At 58.8% G+C, this 25,198-nt stretch carries 26 protein-coding genes and 1 tRNA gene; 14 read left to right on the top strand and 13 right to left on the bottom strand.

All coding sequences use genetic code 11. The annotated features are described in order from the left end of the window. Window positions 1-8: 8 nt before the first annotated feature. The 5 genes from E2K99_RS02915 (at window position 9) to trmB (ending at window position 3,231) form a co-directional block, all read left to right on the top strand. Window positions 9-701, top strand: a complete 693-nt coding sequence (locus E2K99_RS02915) for a hypothetical protein (RefSeq protein WP_134221294.1) — start codon at window positions 9-11, stop codon at window positions 699-701. Window positions 702-1,172: 471 nt separating this feature from the next. Beyond that, complete coding sequence (locus E2K99_RS02905) at window positions 1,173-1,688, top strand: hypothetical protein (protein ID WP_134221292.1); 516 nt, start codon at window positions 1,173-1,175, stop codon at window positions 1,686-1,688. 375 nt (window positions 1,689-2,063) lie between these two features. Beyond that, window positions 2,064-2,243 carry a hypothetical protein gene (locus tag E2K99_RS02900; RefSeq protein ID WP_134221291.1) on the top strand — a complete coding sequence of 60 codons (180 nt, stop codon included), beginning with the start codon at window positions 2,064-2,066 and terminating at the stop codon, window positions 2,241-2,243. Between the two features lie 113 nt (window positions 2,244-2,356). Further along, a tRNA-Gly gene (locus tag E2K99_RS02895) sits at window positions 2,357-2,430 on the top strand. A gap of 81 nt (window positions 2,431-2,511) precedes the next feature. Next, complete coding sequence (gene trmB / locus E2K99_RS02890) at window positions 2,512-3,231, top strand: tRNA (guanosine(46)-N7)-methyltransferase TrmB (RefSeq protein ID WP_205703748.1); 720 nt, start codon at window positions 2,512-2,514, stop codon at window positions 3,229-3,231. A gap of 140 nt (window positions 3,232-3,371) precedes the next feature. Here the strand turns inward: trmB and E2K99_RS02885 are convergent, their stop codons facing one another. The 4 genes from E2K99_RS02885 to E2K99_RS02870 form a co-directional block, all read right to left on the bottom strand. Further along, window positions 3,372-4,964 (bottom strand): methyl-accepting chemotaxis protein, encoded by a 1,593-nt coding sequence (locus tag E2K99_RS02885; RefSeq protein WP_134221290.1) that lies wholly within the window; start codon window positions 4,962-4,964, stop codon window positions 3,372-3,374. A gap of 235 nt (window positions 4,965-5,199) precedes the next feature. Next, a complete protein-coding gene (gene recQ, locus E2K99_RS02880; protein WP_134221289.1) occupies window positions 5,200-7,053 on the bottom strand; it encodes a DNA helicase RecQ in 1,854 nt (617 codons plus the stop codon). A 38-nt stretch (window positions 7,054-7,091) separates the two neighbouring features. Further along, complete coding sequence (locus tag E2K99_RS02875; RefSeq protein ID WP_088756520.1) at window positions 7,092-7,964, bottom strand: undecaprenyl-diphosphate phosphatase; 873 nt, start codon at window positions 7,962-7,964, stop codon at window positions 7,092-7,094. 158 nt (window positions 7,965-8,122) lie between these two features. Next, window positions 8,123-8,977 (bottom strand): undecaprenyl-diphosphate phosphatase, encoded by an 855-nt coding sequence (locus E2K99_RS02870; protein WP_039789391.1) that lies wholly within the window; start codon window positions 8,975-8,977, stop codon window positions 8,123-8,125. 366 nt (window positions 8,978-9,343) lie between these two features. On the opposite strand from E2K99_RS02870, the gene arsC reads away from it, so the two are divergent. Together arsC and E2K99_RS25400 are read left to right on the top strand one after the other, a co-directional pair. Next, a complete protein-coding gene (gene arsC / locus E2K99_RS02865) occupies window positions 9,344-9,706 on the top strand; it encodes an arsenate reductase (glutaredoxin) (protein WP_134221288.1) in 363 nt (120 codons plus the stop codon). Between the two features lie 122 nt (window positions 9,707-9,828). Next, complete coding sequence (locus tag E2K99_RS25400) at window positions 9,829-9,996, top strand: hypothetical protein (protein WP_008325257.1); 168 nt, start codon at window positions 9,829-9,831, stop codon at window positions 9,994-9,996. A gap of 17 nt (window positions 9,997-10,013) precedes the next feature. Here E2K99_RS25400 and E2K99_RS02860 read toward each other — a convergent pair whose 3' ends face one another. From E2K99_RS02860 to E2K99_RS25780, 3 genes are read right to left on the bottom strand one after another with little or no spacing between them, the layout of a single operon-like run. Next, window positions 10,014-10,244, bottom strand: a complete 231-nt coding sequence (locus tag E2K99_RS02860; RefSeq protein WP_134221287.1) for a YkgJ family cysteine cluster protein — start codon at window positions 10,242-10,244, stop codon at window positions 10,014-10,016. A gap of 38 nt (window positions 10,245-10,282) precedes the next feature. Beyond that, the gene (locus E2K99_RS02855) at window positions 10,283-11,059 is read right to left on the bottom strand and encodes a hypothetical protein (protein WP_134221286.1); all 777 of its coding nucleotides are present in this window, start codon (window positions 11,057-11,059) and stop codon (window positions 10,283-10,285) included. A gap of 55 nt (window positions 11,060-11,114) precedes the next feature. Continuing rightward, the gene (locus tag E2K99_RS25780) at window positions 11,115-11,372 is read right to left on the bottom strand and encodes a YkgJ family cysteine cluster protein (protein WP_134221285.1); all 258 of its coding nucleotides are present in this window, start codon (window positions 11,370-11,372) and stop codon (window positions 11,115-11,117) included. Between the two features lie 246 nt (window positions 11,373-11,618). On the opposite strand from E2K99_RS25780, the gene E2K99_RS02840 reads away from it, so the two are divergent. The 3 genes from E2K99_RS02840 (at window position 11,619) to E2K99_RS02830 (ending at window position 13,418) form a co-directional block, all read left to right on the top strand. Next, window positions 11,619-12,248 carry a TetR/AcrR family transcriptional regulator gene (locus E2K99_RS02840; RefSeq protein WP_134221284.1) on the top strand — a complete coding sequence of 210 codons (630 nt, stop codon included), beginning with the start codon at window positions 11,619-11,621 and terminating at the stop codon, window positions 12,246-12,248. A gap of 152 nt (window positions 12,249-12,400) precedes the next feature. Beyond that, on the top strand, window positions 12,401-13,066 hold the full coding sequence (locus E2K99_RS02835) for a protein-L-isoaspartate O-methyltransferase family protein (RefSeq protein ID WP_034338812.1): 666 nt from the start codon (window positions 12,401-12,403) through the stop codon (window positions 13,064-13,066). A gap of 28 nt (window positions 13,067-13,094) precedes the next feature. Then, window positions 13,095-13,418 (top strand): rhodanese-like domain-containing protein, encoded by a 324-nt coding sequence (locus E2K99_RS02830; RefSeq protein WP_034338809.1) that lies wholly within the window; start codon window positions 13,095-13,097, stop codon window positions 13,416-13,418. 158 nt (window positions 13,419-13,576) lie between these two features. Here the strand turns inward: E2K99_RS02830 and E2K99_RS02825 are convergent, their stop codons facing one another. Then, window positions 13,577-14,227, bottom strand: a complete 651-nt coding sequence (locus E2K99_RS02825) for a TetR family transcriptional regulator (RefSeq protein WP_134221283.1) — start codon at window positions 14,225-14,227, stop codon at window positions 13,577-13,579. Here E2K99_RS02825 and E2K99_RS25395 point away from each other — a divergent pair. The 4 genes from E2K99_RS25395 (at window position 14,226) to adeC (ending at window position 20,632) form a co-directional block, all read left to right on the top strand. Further along, window positions 14,226-14,369, top strand: coding sequence for a hypothetical protein (locus E2K99_RS25395; RefSeq protein WP_166675029.1), 144 nt, complete (start codon window positions 14,226-14,228; stop codon window positions 14,367-14,369). The genes E2K99_RS02825 and E2K99_RS25395 overlap by 2 nt on opposite strands. Before the next feature lie 451 nt (window positions 14,370-14,820). Next, window positions 14,821-16,029 (top strand): efflux RND transporter periplasmic adaptor subunit, encoded by a 1,209-nt coding sequence (locus E2K99_RS02820; protein WP_039789380.1) that lies wholly within the window; start codon window positions 14,821-14,823, stop codon window positions 16,027-16,029. A gap of 11 nt (window positions 16,030-16,040) precedes the next feature. Next, the gene (locus E2K99_RS02815; protein WP_134135594.1) at window positions 16,041-19,187 is read left to right on the top strand and encodes an efflux RND transporter permease subunit; all 3,147 of its coding nucleotides are present in this window, start codon (window positions 16,041-16,043) and stop codon (window positions 19,185-19,187) included. A 2-nt stretch (window positions 19,188-19,189) separates the two neighbouring features. After that, the gene (gene adeC / locus E2K99_RS02810) at window positions 19,190-20,632 is read left to right on the top strand and encodes an AdeC/AdeK/OprM family multidrug efflux complex outer membrane factor (RefSeq protein WP_134221282.1); all 1,443 of its coding nucleotides are present in this window, start codon (window positions 19,190-19,192) and stop codon (window positions 20,630-20,632) included. 135 nt (window positions 20,633-20,767) lie between these two features. Here the strand turns inward: adeC and E2K99_RS02805 are convergent, their stop codons facing one another. From E2K99_RS02805 to E2K99_RS02785, 5 genes are read right to left on the bottom strand one after another with little or no spacing between them, the layout of a single operon-like run. Next, window positions 20,768-21,517, bottom strand: coding sequence for a glycosyltransferase family 2 protein (locus tag E2K99_RS02805; RefSeq protein WP_134221281.1), 750 nt, complete (start codon window positions 21,515-21,517; stop codon window positions 20,768-20,770). A gap of 9 nt (window positions 21,518-21,526) precedes the next feature. Continuing rightward, a complete protein-coding gene (locus tag E2K99_RS02800) occupies window positions 21,527-21,925 on the bottom strand; it encodes an HAD family hydrolase (protein WP_205703747.1) in 399 nt (132 codons plus the stop codon). Next, window positions 21,909-23,381: a hypothetical protein gene (locus E2K99_RS02795; protein ID WP_134221279.1), complete on the bottom strand. Its 1,473-nt coding sequence runs from the start codon at window positions 23,379-23,381 to the stop codon at window positions 21,909-21,911. Before E2K99_RS02795 ends, E2K99_RS02800 begins: the two co-directional genes overlap by 17 nt. A gap of 1 nt (window position 23,382) precedes the next feature. Beyond that, complete coding sequence (locus E2K99_RS02790; protein ID WP_134221278.1) at window positions 23,383-24,249, bottom strand: lysylphosphatidylglycerol synthase domain-containing protein; 867 nt, start codon at window positions 24,247-24,249, stop codon at window positions 23,383-23,385. Window positions 24,250-24,258: 9 nt separating this feature from the next. Further along, the gene (locus E2K99_RS02785; RefSeq protein WP_134221277.1) at window positions 24,259-25,092 is read right to left on the bottom strand and encodes a glycosyltransferase family 2 protein; all 834 of its coding nucleotides are present in this window, start codon (window positions 25,090-25,092) and stop codon (window positions 24,259-24,261) included. Between the last annotated feature and the right edge of the window lie 106 nt (window positions 25,093-25,198).

The following is a 25,198-nucleotide window of genomic DNA, read 5'->3' as shown; positions in this document are numbered from 1 at the left end:
AGAATCTCATGCAATATCACAAGTTCAACATTCTCGATTTCAAAGATCAGGACGTTGAGGAACTGAAGAAATTTACGAAATCTGCTTTCGATGTAGACCAGATTCTGACCACCGCCAATGAATTGAAGTACACACGTTCGATACAAAATGTTTTAGCCGATTGGCTAAACAACCCATCAGAAGACTTCGTACGACTGGTCTCAGGAGATCTTTTGGCAGGGAAGCGCTTCACACCAGCCATCAAGGAGCAGTTTGCGCACATCACACGAAGGGCGTTTCAGCAACTGATCAGTGACCGAATCAATGAGAGATTAAAAGTTGCGATGGCCCCGGATGCATCTTTGAGAAACGATGAACCGCTCATTTCAGCGCTGGCACCGGACGCCGAGACATCAGATATCGTAACGACAGAGGAAGAAATCGAGGGCTTCCATATCGTACGCGCCATTCTTCGTGAAGTAATAGACCCACGAAAAGTTGTGATGCGTGATGCTCAATCTTATTGTGCGATCTTGTTCGATGACAATAACCGAAAGCCGCTTTGCCGCCTGCGATTCAATAACACATCTAGATTGGTTCTTGGCCTATTCAATGGCAAAGAAGAAGAGAAAGTCTCGTTGTCCGATATTGCTGACATCTACAAATATGCAGATCAGTTGAAAGCTGTCGCCATCTCATATGTCGACAGCAAAGACGCGTAGAGACAATCACGGCAACCTTTCGGACGCATTCGCCTAGTGCAGATGCGTCAGCTGCGATCGCCAAACAAGATGGCTGATCGGAAATTCATGCAACATTTTCAATTTTTGGCAGCAATCTTACTCTTCGTGTCACTGGACGCATTAGCCGTGAACTACCCTTGTTCGGGGAAAAAGGGCGGGGTCTCACATTGTGCTGGACCTGACTTTATCTGCGTTGACGGCTCCATTAGTAAATCAAAGAAAGTATGTTCTTTCGATCAAGCGCAGGGCTTTCAACCTGCTATACAGGGAACGAATTCGTGCTCTTGTCGCAGCCACCAGTACTGCACTGGTCCGCGAGGAGGGCAGTACTGCCTGGATGACTCTGGAAGTAGAAGTTACAGACAGAGATGATCGGAAGAAGCACGTTCTTGTTTCACAAACATGTTTCCACATGCGCGGCACTTTTTCCAAAACCCAGATTGGTCTTTCATGGAAAAACTGAAATCATTGAATGACCTGACCGTGATCGACGAAAGACACACCTTACTTGCTCAGCTAACGGGAAATATTATTGATCTGGAGAAGCTACATACTGTGGTCTCCTCGTTTGAATTAAACGAGCAGGTTCCCGATGAGATCAAAAGTCAGTACAACGTCGTGCGGAATATGGCGCTGTATTCGTATTATTGCTACTCGCTTGCGCCTGAGGTGCAAGCCAAGTGCTTTGTGCTGATTGAGTTTGGATTACGTCTACGGGAAGGATCCGGACGCCGATTGATGTTGAAGAATTTGCTTTCGCTAGCAATCGATAAAGGCTGGTTGTGCTCGCGCCGCTTCAGGTACAGTCCAAGCTTCAGGGAGGAAGATGACCTATCAGCACGACTGGTAAAAACAATTCCACCACTCAGAAACCGGTTTGCTCACGGTGTTCATGTGGTCTCGCCTAATTGCACGAGTCATCTGGCTCTCTGCGCCGACATATTGAATCAGCTCTTTGATGGTTAAGTCGAATAGAGGTGAGAATTTCCAACTTCACGACTTAGCCGCTACGCCGTTTCTGCATCAGCCCTCTTCTGCTGAAGTTGCTCTTGAAAAACCCGATGTCGAAGAATCGCTTTGACATTCTGGTCGTCCTGAATCTTCGTCAGTAGGCCATTCAGGATTACGCCGCGCATTTCTGCTCGGTCGGCACCAGGGCTGCGCCCGGTGCGACAGAGTGGGCGTTTCTGACGATGTTTGGGGAGGAGCAGCGCGCAATGCGATGGTGGAGCATGGGTTGTTGCCTGAGGGGGACTGACGCATTTGTTCTTGCGAAGGACACCGGACCATCCCGGGAGTAAGATACCGCGAACAAACATCCCCCAGCAGGAGCCAGGCATCATGAGTGAACGTCGCGTCCCTCCCGTCAGTCCGATTCGTGGCATACAGCCGCTATCGGAGGTCAGCGTCAAACGGACTTATTTTCGGCAACTGAATCAATGGCGCAAGATGTCCGAGAAATATGCCAAGGAGAGGAAGGCGCGGGAGGCCAAGGAGCAGAATAAGCAAGCCGGAGACTGAATTTTCCGGGATGTGGCAACGCGCTGACAACATCCATCGCCCATCCCGGCTGCTCCTGTCCCAAAGGCCCGGTTTGCCGGAGCAGGACAATCCCGCGTAAAATACTCGGTCTCGCGGGTGTAGCTCAATGGTAGAGCAGAAGCTTCCCAAGCTTAAGACGAGGGTTCGATCCCCTTCACCCGCTCCAGATCGCTTCCCTGCGGCCCTGTTCGCCCGTCCCTGACCGGTGCGACTTTGCGGGCCGCGCCTCAATTGCTTCGAGTCATCCATGTCTGAAAACAAATCCGGCAAGCCGCTGTTCTATGATCCCAGCGAGCGCCGCATCCGCAGTTTCGTCACCCGCGCCGGGCGCGTGTCGGTCGCGCAAGGACGCGCGCTGGAAGAACTGGGTCCGCGCTTCCTGGTCCCCTACGACAAGGCCCCGCTGGACCTGGCTGTCACCTTCGGTCGCCAGGCTCCGACCATCCTCGAAATCGGCTTCGGCATGGGCGAAACCAGCGCCAAGATCTCGGCCCTCTTGCCCGAGAAAAACTTCATCGGCGTCGAAGTCCATACCCCCGGCGTCGGCAGCTACCTCAAGCTGATCGGCGAAGGCAACCTGGACAACGTGCGCATCATCCAGCACGATGCCGTCGAAGTACTCACCAACATGATCGCCCCCGAGTCGCTCGCCGGCGTGCACGTGTTCTTCCCCGATCCCTGGCACAAGGCGCGCCACAACAAGCGCCGCCTGATCCAGTCGCCCCTGGTGCAACTGATCAGCTCGCGCCTGGCCCCCGGCGGCTATCTCCACTGCGCCACCGACTGGGAGGAATACGCCATCCAGATGCTGGAAGTGCTGTCGGCTGAACCCACCCTGAAGAACACCGCCACCGATCCCTCCGGCTACGTGCCGCGCCCCGAATACCGCGATACCACCAAGTTCGAAAACCGTGGCCTGCGCCTCGGTCACGGCGTGTGGGATCTGGTGTTTGAAAAGCGCGCCTGAATACGCGCGCTGCATGCATGATTCAACGCGCAATCGTGCATGCGACAGGTGATGAATGAAAGCGATCACCCGCGGTGATCACTTAAAGATCGCTCCGATGGCATGCCCCAAGGCATGCCATTGTCATTTCTGCGACGGCCTCACTGAAGCTTGAAGACCGCCACCGCGCGTGACAGCGATTCCGCCTGGAACTGCAGGCTCTCCGCCGCCGCAGCAGCTTCTTCCACCAGTGCCGCATTCTGCTGCGTCACGCTGTCCATCTGCACCACCGCCTTGTTGACTTCATCGATGCCCGCGCTCTGCTCGCGGTTGGCGACGTTGATGTCATCCATGATCGCCGCCACTTTCTGGATGGCCGTGATGATGTCTTCCATGGTGCCGCCTGCACCGCTGACCAGGGCCGAGCCGGCATTGATCTTGCCGACCGAATCGTCGATCAGCTCCTTGATCTCGCGCGCGGCCGTGGCGCTGCGCTGGGCCAGGCTGCGCACCTCCGAAGCCACCACCGCAAACCCGCGCCCCTGCTCGCCGGCGCGCGCGGCTTCCACGGCGGCATTGAGCGCAAGGATGTTGGTCTGGAAGGCAATGCCGTCGATGACGCTGATGATCTCGACGATGCGATGCGAACTCTCCTCGATGGCCTGCATGGTTTGCACCACCGCACCGACCATGTCGCCGCCCTTGCGCGCCACGCCCGATGCCTCATCGGCCAGTTGATGCGCCTGGTGCGTGTTCTCGGCGTTCTTCTGCACGGTGGAGGTGATCTCTTCCATCGAGGCGGCAGTCTCTTCGAGCGAACCGGCCTGCTCTTCGGTGCGCTCCGACAAGTCCTTGTTGCCGCTGGCAATCTCGGTCGCCGCCACGGTAATCGCACCGGTGCCGCTGCGCACTTCAGAAACGATGCCGCTGCGCACTTCAGAAACGATGCCGGCCAGGTTGTCGTTCATCTCTTTCAACGAGCGCAGCAGTTGCGCCGTCTCATCCTTGCCGTGAATGACGACCTGTGAGCGCAGATCGCCCGCCGCTACCGTCTGCGCAATCTGCACCGCTTCGCCCAGCGGGCGCACGATGCTGCGCACCAGCGTCCAGGTGATAGCCAGGCCCACCAGCAGCGACAGGCCGATCGAGACCAGCAGCAGCAAGCGCGCCTGCTGGTAGTCGAAGAGGCTGTCGGCATTGATGGCGTCACGCGTCTTGCGGCTGTGGTCCAGCACGGCGACGACGATGTCATCGATCATCTTGGTCGGCACGCGATCCACACCCTTGACCTGTTCATCCACCCGCGCCACCGAGGCAGGATCGTCGGAGGCGTAGAGCTTGAGCGCTTCCAGATAACGATTGAGCAGCTCGGCATGGGCCTGCTGCGCCTTGCGCGCAGGCTCGGCATCCATGCCGATACGCGGCATCAGCGCTTCCAGGGTCTTGAGCTGCTTCTGGGTGGCGGCGCTTTCATCGATGAAGGCCTGGCGGTATTTGTTGAAGGCAGCGGGATCCTTGCCGCGCAGCAAGGTGTTCTTCCACTCCTGCACCTGGATCTTGAATTGCACCTGCGCACTGCGGGCGGCATCGACCGATTGCTCGATGAGGGCTCCCGTCTCCATGCCCTGCGCCCCCTGGCCGTAGATTTCCCCGACCACCATCACACCCCGTATGCCGATGAAAGCGATGGCTGCCAGCAACAGTGCCGACAGCATGCCCAGGCGCACGCCTATCTTCAGATCATTGAGTTTCATGTAGCCCCCGGCTCACCTTCGTTGGTGTTGAACGCGATTTCCCGTGTTCGATCATATCGCCAAGCAAAGGCCGCAAATCAGGGAAGAGGCCGGTAAAAGTGCCGTATGAAGGAAAGTTGTATTACAGCGGCAACGTCGGCCGCAAATGCCCGCCCGGCGCTGCACAGCGCTGGTGCGGATGGCGCAGGAAGTGAAGAGATTTGAAGAGAATCGATGAGTTTCCGTCATCGGCCCGTCATGCGTCGGCCGACTCCATGCCGGCAATCAGGTCGATGATCTGGGCACCATAGGTTTCCAGCTTCTTCTCGCCCACACCGGTGACGTGGCGCAGGTCGTCCAGCGATTGCGGCCGGGCCTTGGCGATCTCGCGCATGGTGGCATCGTGGAAGATGACGTAGGCCGGCACGTTGTGTGTGCGCGCGGTTTCCATCCGCCACCAGCGCAGCTTCTCGAAGAGTGCCTGCTCGTCGCTGCTGAGATCGGTCTCGACGAAGCTGGAGCGCTGCGAGCTGCGCTTGGCTTTTTCGGGCTTGCGATAGCGGCGCAGTTGCACCTGCTGTTCTCCGCGCAACACCGGGCGCGCGGCCTCGGTGAGCTTGAGGGCGCTGTAGTTCTCGGCATCCACCGTCAGCAACCCCAGCGCGATCACCTGGCGCAGGATGGCGCGCCATTCCGCCTCACCGCGATCGCTGCCCACGCCAAAGACCGAAAGTTGATCATGACGCCATTGCTTGACGCGCTCGCCATCGATGCCGCGCAAGACCTCGATCACGTGGCCGGGGGCAAAGCGCTGTTCGACGCGATAGACGGTGGAGAGCAGCTTCTGTACCTCAACCGTGGCATCGAACGAGACCGGGGGCGTGAGGCAGGTATCGCAATTGCCGCAGGGGCTGGACTTCTCGCCGAAGTAATCGAGCAGGTGCACGCGCCGGCAGTGCAGCGTCTCGCACAGGGAGAGCATGGCATCGAGCTTGGTGCCGAGCACGCGCTTGAAGGTTTCGTCGGCTTCGGATTCGTCGATCATGCGGCGCTGCTGCACCACGTCCTGCAGGCCGTAGGCCATCCAGGCGTCGGCTGGCAGGCCGTCACGGCCGGCGCGGCCGGTTTCCTGGTAGTAGCCTTCCACGCTCTTGGGCAAATCGAGATGGCAGACGAAGCGCACGTCGGGCTTGTCGATGCCCATGCCGAAGGCGATGGTGGCGACCATCACGATCTTGTCTTCGCGCAGGAAGCGCGCCTGATTTTTGGTGCGCAGCGCGTAGTCCATGCCGGCGTGATAGGCCAGCGCATTGAGGCCTTCGCCACGCAGGAACTCGGCCGTCTCTTCGACTTTCTTGCGCGAGAGGCAGTAGACGATGCCGGCGTCTTCCGGGTGTTCGTTCTTGATGAAGTCCAGCAACTGCTTGCGGCCATTGGCCTTTTCCACGATCTGGTAACGGATGTTGGGACGATCGAAGGACGAGACGAACTGGCGCGCATCTTCCAGTTGCAGGCGATGGATGATTTCTTCGCGGGTCTGCTGGTCGGCGGTGGCCGTCAGCGCAATGCGCGGGACCTGCGGGAAGCGCTCGTGCAGGATCGAGAGCTTGATGTATTCCGGACGGAAATCGTGGCCCCATTGCGAGACGCAATGCGCCTCATCGATGGCGAAGAGCGAGATGCGGGCCGACTCCAGCAGGTCCAGGCAGCGCGGCGTCATCAGGCGCTCGGGGGCGACGTAGAGCAGGTCCAGGTCGCCCTGGCGCAGGCGGCGCTCGATCTGCAGCGCTTCGTCGAAACTCTGGGTGGAATTGAGGAAAGCGGCCCGCACGCCGACTTCGGCCAGTGCATCGACCTGGTCCTGCATCAGCGCGATCAGCGGCGAGACCACCACGCCGGTACCCTCGCGCAGCAGCGCCGGCACCTGGTAGCAGAGCGACTTGCCGCCGCCGGTGGGCATGAGGACAAGGGCATCCCCGCCGCCGGCGACGTGCTGGACGATCTCGCCCTGGTGACCGCGGAAGGACGAGTAGCCGAATACCGTTTCCAGCACGTGCAAAGCACGTTCTTGCTGGGTGGCACCGGGAGGCAGGGAATCGAAATCGACCATGAAAAAACCTGAAGCTGCTGCGTAGCGAAGGCGCTATTTTATTGCAGCCAGCCTCGCGACACCGCCAGCAGCAGGAAAACACCCAGTGCAGCTCGATAGACGATGAAGGGCCATGTCGAGAAACGCTCCAGGAATTTCATCAACCCCCAGATGGCGGCGAAGGCCGACACGCTCGCCACGGCCAGCCCGAACAGCAGCACGCCCCAGGCTTCCAGCGGGATATGCGCATGCAGCAAGACCGCCAGTTCCTTCAGTCCGGCCAGGGCGATGGCAGGCAAGCCCAGCAGGAAGGAAAAGCGCGCCGCTTCTTCACGACGGAAGTTCAGGAACAGCGCGGCCGTGAGCGTGGAGCCGGAACGCGAGACGCCCGGGATCAGCGCACCCACCTGGGCCAGTCCGACGATCAAGGCATCGCGCAGGCGCATCTGGTCGACGCTGCGGCGATGGCGGCAGACCATTTCAGAGATCGCCAGCAGCACCGCCATGACGATGCAGGACCAGCCGATCACGGTCAGGCTGCGCAGCGGCGAGCCGCAGGCGTTCAGGACATGCGACAAGGCCAGCCCGGCAATGCCGATCGGGATGGTGGCCAGGATGATGGCCACGGCCAGCTTGAACATGGGATCGCTGAAATCGCGGCGGCGCCAGGCCGCCAGGCTGCCGCCGGTGACGGCGCTCACGTCGCGCCGGAAATAACTGATGACGGCAGCCAGGGCCGCCAGCTGCATGGCCGCGGAGAAGGCCGAGCCGGGATCATGCCAGCCGAGGAAGGCCGGCACCACGCGCATGTGGGCGGTCGAGGAAATGGGGAGCAGTTCGGTGATGCCCTGGACGATGCCGAGGAAACCGATCTGCGCGTAACTGAGGGAGGCAAAGCCGATATCAAGCCCGGCGCTGCAGACGTTGGCCATGGGGTGTGCTCTGAAGGGAGTTGGCGAAAAGGAAGTTATAAACCGCCGCCGGCAGCGAGGCCGGCCACGGGTGCTGCAGTGTACCGCGCCCGCCAGGGCGCTGGCTGACAGGCGCCTGACGCCCGCACAGTCCATGCACGGGCATCAGGCAGAGGGGGTTACTCCACCCAGGCGACGGCGCCCGTATAAGCGGTCACCAGGACGATGATGCCGAAGACGATGCGATACCAGGCGAAGATGGTGAAATCATGCGAGCTGATGTAGCGCAGCAGCCAGCGCACGCACAGGAAGGCCGAGACGAAGGCGGCCACGGTGCCCACGGTAAACAGCGGCACGTCGGCGGCCGACAGCAGGGCGCGCTCCTTGTAGAGCGAATAGATGGTGGCAGCGAACAGGGTCGGGATGGCCAGGAAGAAGGAGAATTCGGTCGCCGCCTTGCGTGACAGGCCGAACATCATGCCGCCGATGATGGTGGCACCCGAGCGGCTGGTGCCGGGGATCAACGCGAAGGCCTGGGCGATGCCGACTTTCAGGGCATCCAGCGGGGTCATGTCATCCACCGTTTCGACGCGCGCCGAGGCCATGCTCATGCGGTCCTTGTTGCGGCGTTCCACCCACAGGATGATGAGGCCGCCGACGATGAAGGCGATGGCCACCGAGACCGGGTTGAACAGCACTTCCTTGATGCGGCGGCTGAACAGGAAGCCGAGAATGGCCGCCGGCAGGAAGGCCACGATCAGGTTGATCACCAGGCGCTGGGCCTTGCGGTCGGTGAACATGCCGGTCAGCACGGTGGCGATGCGGACCCGATACTCCCAGCACACCGCCAGGATGGCACCGGCCTGGATGACGATCTCGAAAACGTCGGCCTTCTCCTTGGAAAAATCGGGACCGGTGAATTGCAGCAGGCTGTTGGCCAGGATCAGGTGGCCGGTGGAGGAAATGGGCAGGAATTCGGTCAGGCCTTCGACGATGCCCATGATGAGCGCCTTGAGCGCGAGGAGAGTATCCATACGGGTGCTGTGGGTGGCTGTTGATGTGGGGTTGACGGGAAATGAACGAAATGAAGGAAATGGCAGCTTTCAGGCCCGAAAGCCCGGCAATCCGGCCATCGGAACGCAATAAGCCGCTACAACATGAAGCAAATGGCCTTTTTTCCGTCCCGGCCAGGGGCAAACCCTGCAAAAGTGACAGCGAAGGTCCGTCCGGGATGGCTGGCGTCGCCATAAAGCGGCCTTTCGACCACACCCGGCTGCAAAAAGTGCACTCGGTGCGCTGCAACAAAATCGGATTTTACCTTAGCAGGGTGACAAAACTTACATTTTGCTGTCAGGAATGCGCGCTAACATGGCTTTTTATTCCCTTCCTCGCCTGACGATATGAGCAAGAACACCGGCATCACGATCTATCACAACCCCAAGTGCGGTACCTCACGCAATGTCCTGCAAGGGCTGCGCGACGGCGACGTCGAACCGACCATCATTGAATATCTGAAGAATCCGCCCGACCGCGCCACGCTTGAAGGCATCCTCAAGGACATGGGCGTGCCGGTGCGCGAGGTGGTGCGCAGCAAGGAAGCGCTGTTCAAGGAACTGGGGCTGGATGCGGACGGCGTGACCGACGCCCAGTTGATCGATGCGATGCTGGAACACCCCGTCCTGATCAACCGCCCGATCGTGGTGGCACCGAAAGGCACGATGCTGGTGCGTCCCAGCGAGCGGCTGGCGGAGATTTTCCCGTAAGCACCGAAACGGGGCGTATCGGACCGGCATCCGCTGTCATTTGATGCCAAACTCGCCAGATGCGCCCGATCCGTGGTACAAAGGCAGAGTTCCTCCCTCCCCCTATCGATTCAGGAGCAGCGGTGCATCATCGACACGAAGAAAGTACTGCCGATCTGAAGGAGCTGACCACCATCGCTCCCATCAGCCGTGAAGCCCATGCCGCACACCTCAAGGAAAAGGTGGATACCCGCCGGCTCATCGAGGATATCCGCGAAGAAGCCCGACGGCGGCGCGAGGAAGCCTTCTAGAAGACAGGCCTCCCGCTTCAGGTGATCTCCCCTCGCCGGCCAGCTTGGCTGCCCGGCGCTGTCAGCGTCTCCAGTTCACTGAGCCAGGCGATGGCCTGACCGCGATTCTCTCCACACATCTCCACGGAAGGCTGCAAGCCGGCGCAGAAGTCCGGGCGTTCGGGCTGGCCGAAGATCTTGCAGCGCATGTCCTCGCCCAGTTGTACGCACGGTACGCCGGCCGGCTTGCCGGTGGGGATATCTGGCACCTAAAGAGATGAGCTTCGAAACGCAAGAAGGCTTTGCGTCAGATAGTTGATTTCGCGGCCCAGTTTGCTTCTTCGATAATGAAGTTCGGGCTTCCGGCTTTGAATGCCTCTGGCTTTCCTCTAATTGAAATGCGCGGGCGGTGAGGTTCTTCAATGTCAAATATCAGCAAGGTGCCAAGTACATTGGTAGCGCGCAATGCCGCCAGAGACGTACGTGTCGATAGCTCTTGCGTGAATCGTGCCGTCGCAGCTTTCCTTGAGCGCTCATTAAATTTTCGCGCTATCGCATCTGGGCCAAGTAACCAGTTATGCTCTTTCCCAGGCTGTAGGGTATCGCCACCTTCTTCATATGTACTCAGCACAGCGTTGAACAATTGGCGCTGGGATTCACCCATATCTTCAATGCTGCCCCGGTATGGATACGGATTCGGAGTCACACCTGCATATCGTTTCAACGCCCCATGTGCTCGAAGCTCGGCGTCGGGAGCATGCCTAGGAGGCACATTCCTGCTCGGCCAGACGCTTCCCTCAAATTCCTGAAGCGCATACGCGCCATTCCTTTCGTCCCCGTTCGAAAAGAATTCGTAAGCCATCCGAAGGAGTTCCCGGAGTATCGCCGCAAGATACTCGTCTTTGAGCTTATTCTCCACCAGTGGAAAGGTATCCTGCAGTACTTCAAACGCTTCTCGAAGGGCTTTTTGCTGGTCTACAGGAGCGTCGTCGAATGACGTGAACTGATTAGGACCATCTAGCAGAATAGACACGAGGGTACCGTGATACTCAGAGAGGCGCTTTGGAGTGTAACGAGAACTCATGGTCAGATGGTCAGGTATAGAAACACTATGCAACTTTGGGCGGTAGTTCACGGCATCAACTTGGGAGTGTAGCGCGCTCCAGCTCTTCAAGCCAACGTATAGCATGCGTGCGATTGGGTCCGCACATCTCTTGGGATGGTTGTAGCCCTCCGCAGAACGGCGGGCGCTCTGGCTTACCGAAGGTAAGGCAGCGGTTGTCCTCACCCAACTGAATGCACCTGACCCCGGCGGGTTTCCCATCAGGCATTCCGGGTATCGGGCTCGTAATCGAGGGGGCGATGCAGCACGCCCCGCAGTTGTCGCGGCAGTTCATGACATCTCTTTAGTTGACAACTGGCTTGCCGTCGGGCATGCCGGGGATCGGGCTGGTGATGGAAGGGGCGATGCAGCAAGCGCCGCATGCGTCTCGGCAGTTCATGGACTTTCCTGGTGGCGGGTAGCGCGGGGGGACTGCATTGTAGTGCATCGGACGGCACGCGGTGCCGGCGGCTTGATCTGGCCGCTTGACGCCGGCGCGGCTTGCCACTTACAGTGCCCCGTCCCGGTAATCTTGTTTCTCATGTCTGCATCGGCCAAAGAACCGCGTTGGGAACGACGCAAACAAGACCGCCCCCAGGAATTGCTGGCGGCGGCACTGGAATTGTTCGTCGAGCGCGGTTACGCCGCGACCCGGCTGGAAGACGTGGCCACCCGCGCGGGTGTCTCCAAGGGCACCCTTTATCTCTACTTCGATGGCAAGGAAAGCCTGTTCAAGTCGGTGGTACGCGCCAATGTGCTGCCCCTGCTGGACCAGGCCGAAGCCCGCATCGAAGGCCACGCCGGCAGCAGCGCCGAACTGCTGCGTGATCTCATCCTGCACTGGTGGCAGTCCGCCTCGCACTCCGGCGTGGTCGGCATTGCCAAGCTGATGGTGGCCGAATCCGGCAATTTCCCTGAACTTGCACGCTTTTACCATGATGAAGTGACCGCGCGCGGTGATGCCACGATAGTGCGCGTGCTCGAACGCGGCATGGCGCGCGGGGAATTCCGCCCCATTAACGCCGACGCCATGAAGAAAGTCATCGTCGCCCCCCTCATCATGCTGATGCTGTGGGAGCAATCACTCGCACCCTGCGCAGCCACGCCCATCGATCCGCTGGCCTACCTGGAGAGCATGATCGACCTTTGCCTGAACGGTCTCAAAGCCTGACGCCAGCCTGTCGCGCTCGCATTGCATTGAGGAAAACCCACAACAGAAGCGCCTCCAGCGGCTTTTTCAGCGCATAGATGGGCTGATTAGCCGGGCGGTGTTTGCTAAAATGCTGCCTTTCCGTCGCTATTAGATTAGATCGAGCCACCGCCATGAATATCGAACAAGCCCGCTTCAACATGATCGAGCAGCAAATCCGCCCCTGGAACGTGCTGGCGCAAGACGTGCTGGACCTGCTGATGGTCGTCAAGCGTGAAGAATTCGTCCCGGCCGCCTATCGCAGCCTGGCCTTCTTCGACACCGAGATCCCGCTGCCGGGTGGTGAAAACATGCTGGCTCCGAAGATCGAAGCGCGCATCCTGCAGGAAGCCAATGTGAAGAAGCACGAATACGTGCTGGAAATCGGCGCAGGTTCGGGCTACATGGCAGCCCTGCTGGCGCACAAGGCGCGCCACGTGACGACTGTGGAAATCTCGCCGGAACTGAAGGCCCTGGCCGAACAGAACCTGTCGGACTACGGCGTGGCCAACGTCGACGTGCAACTGGGCAATGGCGCGCAAGGCTGGACCGGTGCCGATGGCAAGGCTGGCGAATACGACGTCATCGTGATCTCCGGCTCGCTGCCGCTGCTGCCGGAATCCTTCGGCAAGCAACTCAAGATCGGCGGCCGCCTGCTGGCCATCGTCGGTTCGGCCCCGGTGATGGAACTGCAACTGATCACCCGCACCTCGGAACACGCCTTCGAGACCGTCAACATCGTGGAAACCCTGGCCAAGCCGCTGCACGCAGCGATCACGCCGTCCCACTTCACGTTCTGAGCCTCAGGGCCGAGACAGGAAAAGCATCATGGAGCACATCTCTGCCCCGGAACTGGCGGCCTGGATCAACGATCCGGACCGTCCCACGCCCCTGCTGCTGGATGTGCGTGAACCCTGGGAACACCAGACCTGCCACATCGCCGGCTCGCAGCTGGTGCCGATGAACACCATTCCCGGCCGCTTCGCGGAGCTGGACGAGGAACAGCCGGTGGTCTGCATCTGCCATCACGGCGGCCGCAGCATGCAGGTGGCCGCCTTCCTGGAGCGCCAGGGCTTTACCAAGGTCATCAACCTGAGCGGCGGCGTGCACGCCTGGGCGGCCCAGGTGGATCCTTCGATGCCGACCTATTGAGCCTGGTCTTTTGGTTTATTGATTCATATCGCATTCTGGCCGGCGGGCGTCATGCACATGGTGCAGGCCGGTCAGGCGGGGGCCGGGTTCTCCGGCCTGCCTGAATTCCCTTACGTTTTATCCTGATCCTTCATATCGCCTGAAAACCACCCGGGTTTCTAGGCTTGGTCCGGCTGCGTCTTCTGCAGCGACGGTGCGGTCTTGAGCGTGTAGAGCGAGGCCGCCAGGATGCGCTCGCCATCCTTGACCAGGTCGAAACTGTCGGGGGAAAAGAACCAGTCCGTCAGCAAGCCGCTGAAGGTGGCATGCGCCGCCAGACAGGCCAGGCGGATATCGAGCGTGGCCGGAAGCTGGCCGCGTGCCACCGCATTGAGCAGGATCTGCTCCAGCCGCAACAATCCATCGACGTGGCATTCGCGCTGGCGAATCAGGATGGGGTCCTGCGCGTCGGCGAATTCGCATTTGTTGAAGATGATGTCGAACACGCGCCGGCAGCGCTCATCGGTCGCCGCCATGGTCAACACATAGATGCCGCTGCGCAGGAACTGGCCCAGCGGATCCTCCACCTGCGGGCTGGCGTTTTCTTCCAGCACCGCTTCCATGGGCAGGCGCACGCGCTCGCACATGGCGTCGAACAGATCGCTCTTGTTCTTGAAGTGCCAGTAGATGGCCCCGCGCGTGACCTCAGCGGCCTTGGCCACGTCGGCCAGCGAGGTCTGCGAGACGCCGCGCTCATGGAACACCTGCTCGGCCGCATCGAGGATGCGGGCACGCGTTTCCAGCGCTTCTTCCTTGGTCGAACGGGCCATGTCAACAGACTCCCGGGCAAATGGCCATGGCGCCGCCCCTCAGGCGCGCCACTGGGCGGCCGTGTTGCGGATGCACATCACCCGCAACCGGCAGAGTTTCGTCAAAGGCTTCATGTGCGCAATGATGGTCATGAAGAAGTAAGTGAGTTTCGTGCACAATATCAGGGCGTCAAATTCGTCTTCCCAGCAGCTCGGCCTATCGTCCGAAGGCATGGAAGAGCTCGGATTCAGACCAGCGGAAACGGCATCAGAGTAGCTTTCGAATCAAAATGCAAGGAATCGCTCATATTTTGCTACGCCGTTTCGAACAAGTTTGTTAAATTAATGTGATGTTTGGAAGAAATACATACATTCATGGATGTATGTATAATAGCATCCGCTTCAAGTCCCTGCCGTTCATCACCTGCAAAAAAATTCATCACCCTGGCATGAAGGGGTGGGGACTTTTTTGCATTGCAACAATCTGTAGCCCGGCTCATCCATCCCCTCCATCACCGGATGACAGGCACAGCATCATCGTCGTGACCGGTTCTACCGAATTCGTTTCATCGCCGCCCCTGGCGGCTTCAACTTTACTTTCGTGCGAGATATCTATGAGCTCAGTCAGTCGTTTCACGCGCCTCACCATGACCGTCGCCGTTGCCGCCGCGCTGGTTGCCTGCGGACAGAAACCCGCCGCGCAAGGCGGCCAGATGCCGCCGGCCGAGGTGTCGGTGGTGACCATCGCCCCGCAGCGCGTGGCCATCACCAATGAACTGCCGGGCCGCGTGGAAGCCTTCCGCGTGGCGCAGGTGCGTGCTCGGGTGGCAGGCATCGTGCAGAAGCGCGTCTTCAAGGAAGGCAGCGAGGTCAAGGAGGGCCAGGTGCTCTTCAAGATCGATCCGGCCCAGTACAAGGCTAGCCTGGAAAGCGCCCAAGCCACGCTGGCACGCGCCCAGGCCAACCTGACGCAAACCTCGCTGACCGCGCAGCGCTACAAGCCGCTGGTGGAAGTCAACGCGGTCTCCAAGCAGGAATACGACAACGCCGTGGCCGCCCAGAAGCAGGCTGAAGCCGATGTCGCCGCCGGCAAGGCAGCGGTGCAGACCGCCAACCTGAACCTGGGTTATGCCACCGTGACCTCGCCCATCTCCGGCCGCATCGGCCGCGCGCTGGTGACCGAAGGTGCGCTGGTCGGCCAGGGGGATGCCACCCAGCTGGCCCTGGTGCAGCAGCTCGATCCGGTCTACGTCAACGTGACCCAGTCCAGCGCCGACCTGTTGAAGTTGCAGCAGGCGATGGCCGCCGGCCAGTTGAAGAGCGTGGGCGACAACAAGGCCAGCGTGACCCTGGTGCTGGAAAACGGCCAGGCTTACGACCAGCCGGGCAAGCTGCTGTTCTCCGACATCAGCGTGGATGAAAGCACCGGTTCGGTCTCGCTGCGTGCCGAATTCCCCAACCCCAAGCGCCTGCTGCTGCCGGGTACCTACGTGCGGACCAAGATCGAGCAAGCCGTGGACGAACAGGCCCTGCTGGTGCCGCAACAAGCCGTGGTGCGTGATGCCGGCGGCTCCTCGGTGATGGTGGTCAATGCCGAGAGCAAGGTCGAGGCGCGTCCGGTCAAGACGGGCGGCGCACGCGGCAACAACTGGCAGGTCATCGATGGCTTGAAGGAAGGTGATCGCGTCATCGTGGAAGGCCTGCAGAAGGTCCGCCCGGGTGCCGCCGTCAAGCCGGTCCAATGGAATCCCGCGGGCGCTCCCGCACAAGCTGCTGGCCAGCCGGCCAAGCAAGACGCGAGCGCCCAACAGAAAGCTAACTAAGAGGCTGCCAGATGGGAAAGTTCTTTATTGATCGCCCCGTATTTGCGTGGGTGCTAGCGATCTTCATCATGCTGGGCGGTGCGCTGGCCATTACCGGCTTGCCGGTGGCCCAGTACCCCAGCATCGCGCCGCCGACCATTGTGGTCACGGCGACCTATCCGGGTGCGACCGCGCAGACCCTGGACGATTCGGTGACCAGCCTGATCGAACAGGAAATGAACGGCGCCGATGGCCTGCAATACATCGAGTCGCAAAGCCAGGCCAACGGCCAGGTGCAGATCACCATCACCTTCTCGCCGGAAACCAATCCGGACCTGGCGGCGGTGGATGTGCAGAACCGCCTGAAGCGCGTCGAGGCCCGCCTGCCGGCAGCCGTGACGCAACAGGGCGTGCAGGTGACCAAGTCGCGTTCCAACTTCCTGCTCTTCATCGGTCTGTCTTCCACCGATGGCAAGCTCGATCCGGTGGCGCTGGGTGACTATCTGTCGCGTAACGTCTTGAACGAAATCAAGCGCGTGCCCGGTGTGGGCCAGGCGCAGCTGTTCGGTACCGAACGCGCCATGCGCATCTGGATCGATCCGAACAAGCTGATCGGCCTGAGCCTGACCCCGGCTGACGTGACGGCAGCGATCCAGGCGCAGAACGCCCTGGTGGCCGGCGGTACGCTGGGTGCCCTGCCCAGCCCCGGCAGCCAGCAGATCGCCGCTACCGTGGTGGTCAACGGTCAGCTGACCTCGCCCGAGCAGTTCGGCAACATCGTGCTGCGTGCCAATACCAACGGTTCGAGCGTGCGCCTGCGCGACGTCGCCCGCATCGAAGTGGGTGGCCAGAGCTATGACACCTCCGGCCGTCTGGATGGCAAGCCTTCGTCCTTCATCGGCGTGCAGCTGTCGCCGACCGCCAACGCGCTGGGTACGGCCACCGCCGTGCACAAGAAGATGGAAGAGCTGGCCAAGTATTTCCCGGCCGGTGTGAAGTACACCATCCCTTACGACACCTCCAAGTTCGTCAAGATCTCGATCGAGGAAGTGGTCAAGACCCTGATCGAAGCCATCGTGCTGGTGTTCCTGGTGATGTTCCTGTTCCTGCAGAACATCCGCTACACCATCATCCCGACCATCGTGGTGCCGGTGGCGCTGCTGGGTACTTTTGCCACGCTGCTGCTGTTCGGCTTCTCGATCAACGTGCTGACCATGTTCGGCATGGTGCTGGCCATCGGTATCCTGGTCGACGATGCGATCGTGGTGGTGGAAAACGTCGAGCGCATCATGAGCGAGGAAGGTCTCTCGCCGGCTGACGCGACCCGCAAGGCCATGGGCCAGATCAGCGGCGCGCTGATCGGTATCACGCTGGTGCTGATCGCGGTGTTCATCCCGATGGCCTTCTTCGGTGGCGCGGTGGGTGCGATCTATCGCCAGTTCTCGCTGTCGATGGTGGCTTCCATGGTGTTCTCGGTGCTGATGGCCTTCACCCTCACGCCGGCACTGTGCGCGACCATCCTCAAGCCTGTTGAGAAGGGTCACCACCACGAGAAGAAGGGTTTCTTCGGCTGGTTCAACCGCAAGTTCAACACCACCGCCAATGCCTATCAGGGCGTGATCGGCAAGATGCTCAGCAAGGCCGGCCGCTACATGATCGTCTATGTGGTGATCGTGGCCTGCGTGGGCTTGCTGTACGTGCGCCTGCCGGCCTCGTTCCTGCCGAACGAAGACCAGGGCTACATCATCACCAACGTCCAGCTGCCACCGGGCGCAAGCACCGCGCGCACGACCGAGGTGGTCAAGAAGATCGAGGAGTACTACCTCAAGGATCCGGCCGTGGAACACGCCATTGCAGTGCTGGGCTTCTCGTTCTCGGGTAATGGCCAGAACGCGGCGCTGGTGTTCACTCCGCTGAAGGACTGGGCCGAGCGCGACAAGTCGCAGTCGGCCGATGCGATCGCCGGCAAGGCTTTCGGTGCCTTCTCCCAGATCAAGGATGCGATCGTCTTCCCGCTGAACCCGCCGCCGATTCCGGAACTGGGTAACGCGACCGGCTTCACCTTCCGTCTGCAGGACCGTGCCGGCCTGGGTCACGCGGCGCTGGTGCAGGCGCGCAACCAGATCCTGGGTATGGCCTCGCAGAGCAAGGTGCTGGCCGGTGTGCGTCCGGAAGGTCTGGAAGATGCGCCGCAGCTGCAACTGGACATCGACCGCGACAAGGCCAATGCGCTGGGCGTGCCGTTCTCGACGATCAACAGTGTGCTGTCCACGGCGCTGGGTTCGTCCTATGTGAACGACTTCCCCAACCAGGGCCGCCAGCAGCGCGTGATCGTGCAGGCCGATGCCAACCGTCGCCTGCAACCTGAAGATCTGACCAGCCTGTACGCCCGCAACGCCAATGGCGGCATGGTGCCCTTCTCGGCCTTCGTGACGGCCAAGTGGATCAACGGCCCCGTGCAGCTGATCCGCTACAACGGCTATCCGGCCATGAAGATCGCCGGTGGCGCAGCGCCTGGCCGCAGTACCGGTGAAGCCATGGCCGAGATGGAATCCTATGTGGCCAAGCTGCCGCCAGGCTTCGGTTTCGAGTGGACCGGCCAGTCGCTGGAAGAAAAGACCTCCGGCAACCAGGCCCCGGCGCTGTATGCCCTGTCGCTGATCGCCGTGTTCCTGGTGCTGGCCGCGCTCTATGAAAGCACCTCGATCCCGCTGGCGGTGATGCTGGTGGTGCCGCTGGGTATCCTTGGTGCACTGCTGGGGGTGACGCTGCGCGCCATGCCCAACGACGTGTACTTCAAGGTGGGGATGATTGCGGTGGTGGGTCTGTCGGCCAAGAATGCGATTCTGATTATCGAGTTCGCCAAGGATCTGCAGGCGCAGGGCAAGGGCCTGATTGAAGCGACGCTGGAGGCGGTGCACCTGCGCTTCCGTCCGATCATCATGACCTCGCTGGCCTTCATCCTCGGCGTGCTGCCGCTGGCCATCGCTTCGGGTGCCGGTTCGGCCAGCCAGCGCGCCATCGGTACCGGCGTGATGGGCGGCATGATCACTGCCACCGTGCTGGCGGTGTTCCTGGTGCCGATCTTCTTCGTGGTCGTGCGCAAGATTTTCAAGGGCAGCGAGCGTCAGCGCAAGTTTGACGCCGACCACTCGCCCAAGATCAATAGTGGAGAATGACAATGGCTAATCTGTCGTTGCCGCGCTCGCCTCGCCTGCTGCAATTGTGCGCAGCGCTGATGGTGGCCGGCGTACTGGGGGGCTGCTCGCTGGCTCCCACCTATGACCGTCCGCAAGCCCCGGTGGAGACGGCCTACCCGGCCGATGCCGCCGGCCGTGCCGAGCTGCAGGCGGTCAACCTCGGCTGGCGCCAGTTCTTCCCGGACCAGCGCCTGCAGCAGCTGATCGCGGCGGCCCTGGAAAACAACCGTGACCTGCGCACGGCCGTCCTCAACATCGAGGAAGCCCGCGCGCAATACCAGATCGCGCGTGCCGATCTGCTGCCCAACCTGAACGTCAATGGCAGCGCCGCCCGCACGCGGACTGCGGCCAGCCAGTCGCTGACCGGCCAGCCGTTCATCAGCAACAGCTATCAGGTCGGCCTGGCGGTTCCCGCCTACGAGCTGGACTTCTTCGGCCGTGTACGCAACCTGAAGGATGCGGCACTGGCGAGCTACCTCTCCACCGAAGAAGCGCAGAAGTCGGCGCAGATCAGCCTGATCGCGCAGGTGGCGCAGGCTTATCTGTCCGAGCGCTCCTATGCGGAACAGCTGCAGCTGGCCAACGACACGCTGAAGTCGCGCGAATCCAATCTGGATCTGGCGCAGAAGCGCTTTGACGTCGGTGCCAGTTCGGCGCTGGATTTCCGCCTGACGCAGACGCTGGTGGAGTCGGCTCGTGTATCGAAGTCCCAGCTGGAACGCCAGCGTGCCCAAGCCGAGAATGCACTGACGCTGCTGGTCGGCAAGAAGGTCGGCGACCTGCCGCCGGCAAAGCTGCTGTCGGATGAAAAGATCGTGACCGATATTCCGGCGGGCTTGCCTTCCGACCTGCTGACCAATCGTCCGGACATCCGCTCGGCCGAGCAGAGCCTGCTGGCGGCCAATGCCAACATCGGCGCGGCGCGGGCGGCGTTCTTCCCGCGCATCTCGCTGACCGGCAGTTACGGCAGCGCCAGCAGCACGCTGGGTGGATTGTTCGAGTCGGGTTCGGGCGCGTGGAGCTTTGGTCCTTCGCTGTCCTTGCCGATCTTCGACTTCGGTCGCAACAGCGCCAATCTGGATCTGGCGGAAGTGCGCAAGAACAAGGCCGTGGTGACCTACGAGAAGACCATCCAGACCGCCTTCCGCGAAGTGGCCGATGCCCTGGTGGCACGCGGTACGCTGGACGATCAGGTCAAGGCGCAGGAAGCTTTCCTGGCGGCCCAGCAGGAACGCCTGAAGCTGACCGACCTGCGATTCAAGAACGGGATTGCCTCTTCGCTGGATCAGCTTGATGCGCAGCGAGACTTGTTCTCGGCGCAGCAGGCATTGATTCAGGCACGGCAGTTGCGCTTGAACAATGCGATTGATCTGTACAAGGCGTTGGGGGGTGGATTGAAGGAAAATACGGTCGCCCCACAATAGTCCTCGCATCGTGATAGAACAGAAAAAATGCTCGATAGCGATATCGAGCATTTTTCTTGGGAACAACGCAGCCCATGATAACGGACCGGTAGGAGCGCAAAAATGCTACATCAAGCCCTGCTTTCGCACGCGTCTTCAAAGAGGCAAGGACCTGCTATCCAACGCAAGGAAGCTTTCCAGTTCCAATGGGGTGCCCAGCACATGCACATCGGAAAGAGGGAGATCAGTAATTGAAATCTTGGCACCCTCAGCTAACAACTGGCGGTACAAAGGAGCGATGTAGCGCTCACCTCTCACGAGGTTGCTCGCCTGTTCGAAAAATCGCTCATAGGCCACCTCGTAATCTGAAGCACGAGCGAACCAATATAAGCCGATAGAAGCAAATTCCGAGATACGTTCCTTTTCTGCCAGGTCGACGGCCCAGCCATCCTCTCCCAGCTTCACAAAACTCCAGTGATCGCCAGGCGCACGGAAACACGGTACCCAGCCAACCGATCCCTTACGAATCTCATGCGGTTGAAGAGCCTGCGGATTGACGTAGGTATCGATGTTATAAACCAATAAAGGGGCATCCGGCTGCCAATGCTCGCGCGCCAAATAAGCACTGGTAGCTTGCCCATCCGTCACGTCAGGAAGCTCCAAGATATGCACGTCGTGCAGGCCCAATGCATGACAGCGCTGGCGTACATACTCAGAAGATTGGTTTTCTTCGAGGCATACAAAAATCAGTCTTGACTGAGGCAAAAGGAAGTTCTTTAGCGAAAGCATCGACCAATCAAACAAGCTACGGCCATGCGCCATGATTTCGTACTTAGGGACCTTATACCCTGCCGCAACAAAACGAGAGCCTCGTCCCGCCATCGTTACCACAATATTCGTTACCATCAATCTCTCCTATTCCTGCCCCAGCAACAGATGAATCTCCTCCTCGCTCAGACGCAAGAATTCGTCTGGCCGGATAGCTCTGTCGTCAATGTAAAAACCCTTGGTCCGTGGCCATGGTTTTCCGAACAAAATCTCGTCATATGGCACGTTCCATTTGGCCAGCCACTCCAATAGTATCGGGGCAGTATGTTTATTGATCTGCCCAAGATTGCTCTTGTAAGTATTCATATTGCGGGCCGTAAATAGCAGGATACGATAACCTTTGCTCTGGTACTCACGCAGCTTGTCAATGACATCCAGCTTAGGTAATACGTCCGCATAGGATTGGTTGGGCTGACGGATGTCGCACACGGTACCGTCAACATCCACCACCAGAGTTGCACCAACCTCTTCACCAATTTTTTCCACTTTCCACCTCATCCAAGATTTCACGTGCTTTCAGCAAGAAGGCAAGCACTTTATTTGGGTAATCAATATGCAGTGGCAACATGGAAAGGAACAGCGAGGCCTCGCCAAGTCGCATGACGCGTGGATCATGCCCGGCAGCCTTCACCTGCGCAAGGAAGATCTTCTTCAGCGCTGCATGGTCAGCGTGACCTATGTGCAGCACCATATCGTTGTCATCCGTGAATCCGACCTTATAGAGACCGTTGTTGATGAAATCATAGTCCCCAAGCACACTGTGTGAGATCTTGGACAGATCGTAAAGCGGATGCATCCAGAGCTCGTTCTCGGTCAATGCACCCTTAGGGTCGATGAGCTTGAGCAGATAGCGCTGCTGGTCGTACAAGAGGTTCGAGAAACAAGGATCACCGTGGCCAATTGCCTCATGAGTCCCAATAAAACCTTTCTCAAGGTCACGATATTGTTGAAGATAGCGCTCAATCAAAACATTTAGATCCAGACTCGCCGAGGCGCTGCCCGCTAATTTATTGATCTGGCGTCCTATCTCGGAATTCAGAAATTCCGCTGCGCGACGCTCCAGTTTGTGGACGAATACCTCCTTCGCCAAAGCTGCAGACTGTTCGCGATGACTCGAGCGCTGCGGTCTTTCCGCGATAAAGAAAAGCAGGCGTTCAACGAACGAGGAGAACGTTACTTCGTTGAAGGCCCCATGTACCCATTGCAATGCTGCATCTGCAAGGTAATAACGCATCATCCGATAGGACGCGTGCGTTCCATGATCCTGAAAATCAAAAGTCTGGATCAGCCACGGCCGCATACGCTCCGGCACCAGTCCGTAGAATGCGTATTCCGCCTGCATTTTCCGCTTATCTGAAGATCGCTTCGTATAGTAATAGGAGTCAATTTGCACTTCATTGAAGTGCCGGGTAGCAGTTGACCCACTCGTAAACGAAAGGAAATCGCTGATTTTGGCCAGATCCAATGGCTGCAAAGACTGCAATCGTTGCACATCGTGCCATGACTTATCCCAGGTATGCAGAGGGCTGATGGAAAAGTCCTGCCAGTAGCCCACTAGTTCATGTGCATTGCGGAGGTAGACCACCAGAGGACGATAAAGGCTATCGGTAAAATCCTCTTGCGCAAACGGCAGTCGCTCTATTAGTTGCGCTAAGAGTGCAAGGTCGGAAAAACCAGCTCGTCCGGCGATCACGCAGGCAGCGGTATTCTCTGGGGAGTTTTCCAGCATTGAGCGCAGTGAAGCCATGTCGCCATCGGTTCTAAGTCGAATCAGCGTAGATTTTGCCCAATCGGGTAATGCATGGCAAAAATGCTCAAACAAGGACTGCCGCTTGAAGATGATGTCACCAAAATGGCGCGCCCCAACTAGCGACTTCACTTCGCCAGCACAAATCTCGCGGTCATCGAGAATCAGCAACAATGTCGATTGAGTCTCAGACATATCAATTCTTTCTTTTATTAAGGCGAACCGCGATCCATCCACAAGCAAAGGTGATGGTCATCACAACCAGCGCCAGCGATTGATAAATACCGAAGGCACCTGTACCGCCGCCAGGCAAACTCGCGAGCAAGCCGGAAGAAAAAAGCAGTGCAAAATCGGTTCCACCTATCCCGGACCAGTTTATAAACAACGACAAAGCCAAGATTTCAAGCACCCAAATCAGTACAGAGAGCAATAGAAAGCCAGAAACTCTCCCTTCCAATGATCTGCGTATGCTGTCCGCAAGGCGCTGCAAAGAATGGCTGGCCCGGAGAAACAGCAGACCGCGCGACGATAAGCTCGTCAACACAAGGTGGCGATTCAGATAAATGAAGACGTTGGTGAGAGCAAAAGTCGCCAGCAAGCCGAACGCGCCGACGAAGAGGAAAACAAAGAAGACCACCTGCATGGCGGGTGGCACCTTCACATTGAAGACGTAGAGACCGACAATAAATACGGAGATCACCAATACATCACCGAACCGCTCTGCCAACCAAATTGCCAGTCCCTTCCGCTTGAATTCATATATCCGTAAAAACGCGCATAGGCGTAACACCTCGCCCAGCTTAAAAGGCAGAAAACTGCTTGGAAAGGCAGTCAGAGCATGCGCCGAAATCAAATGCGCGGCTTTGCTACGTTCGTCAAGCGTCAAGAGGAACAGACGCATCATGCGAAGCAGGTGTGAAAAAATATAGAGCCCCACAACACAGAGCAAACCAGCCAGATGCATGAAAGGAGATCCCATCATCAGCGCCTCTCCTCTCCACCACAACCAGCCCGCAACGACGCCGAAAAGAAAGACGAGATAGATACGCAAACCTGTACTCATCAAACATCCTCACTTGAATGCAGAGTCTTGCTGATGCCGAATCTGGCCTGCATAAATATCAAAATGACGTGCGCGCAACTCCGTTGCCAAGAAGTCGCCGCGGCGAAGTGCATAGCGCCCCAACAATCCCAATACCTTGCAAGCCTGCTGGAATAATTTCACGTTAGACCGCTGATCCTCTTCCCGCCAGCTGATTGGGAAGAAGCGGACATCCTGTTGCCGATGAAAACTTCCGAGAAGCATCACATAGTTGAAGGTAAGATCGTCGGGAAAAGTTTTGTAATAAAAGTTCTTGAAACTTTTCAAACGATAAATATTGAGTCCTGATCCAAGATCGTAGACGCGACGCATGGCGACGATGGAGAACAATGCGTTGTACACGCGATTGCCAAATGTACGGAAACGCGAATAGCCTTTGAGTCGACTTCCTTTCATGAAGCGAGCGCCGAGAAAACAGTCGACATCTTGGTATGCTCCGGATTCCAATAGGGGCACAAGATCCCGTATATCCGCTTGGTCATCGCCGTGCAAGACGACCAGATAATCGAATCCATGCTCGATGGCATAACGGAACGCAGCCTTGTGCGACCCGCCCAATCCATAATTATCGTTATTGCGCCAGGCAATGAAATTGCAGTGAGTCAACACCGAAGAACCGTGTTCTATGGCGGCCTGCAGAGTACCGTCAGGCGATTGATTGTCGACGACCACAACTGTGTCGACAAGCCGTTGGACTCTGTGCTCGAACTGATCGATGACTCTCACGATCTGAGCCTCGCATCGGTACGCAGGAATAAATACGAGAATACGCGGGACTGAGCCCGGGGGAGCGCTATTTGACATGAAAATACCGTGCAAGCACAGAAAATAAAATTAATGTTCGACTCTATTACCAAATCCCAAGCTGGCAGCATACGCCGTGCAAAAACCAAAGAGCCCGGCGATAGAT

It is taken from the genome of Herbaspirillum huttiense, assembly GCF_004367745.1.
GTDB lineage: Bacteria > Pseudomonadota > Gammaproteobacteria > Burkholderiales > Burkholderiaceae_D > Herbaspirillum > Herbaspirillum huttiense.
Note: the sequence above shows the minus strand (reverse complement) of the source record. Positions and strands in the feature narration are given on the sequence as shown.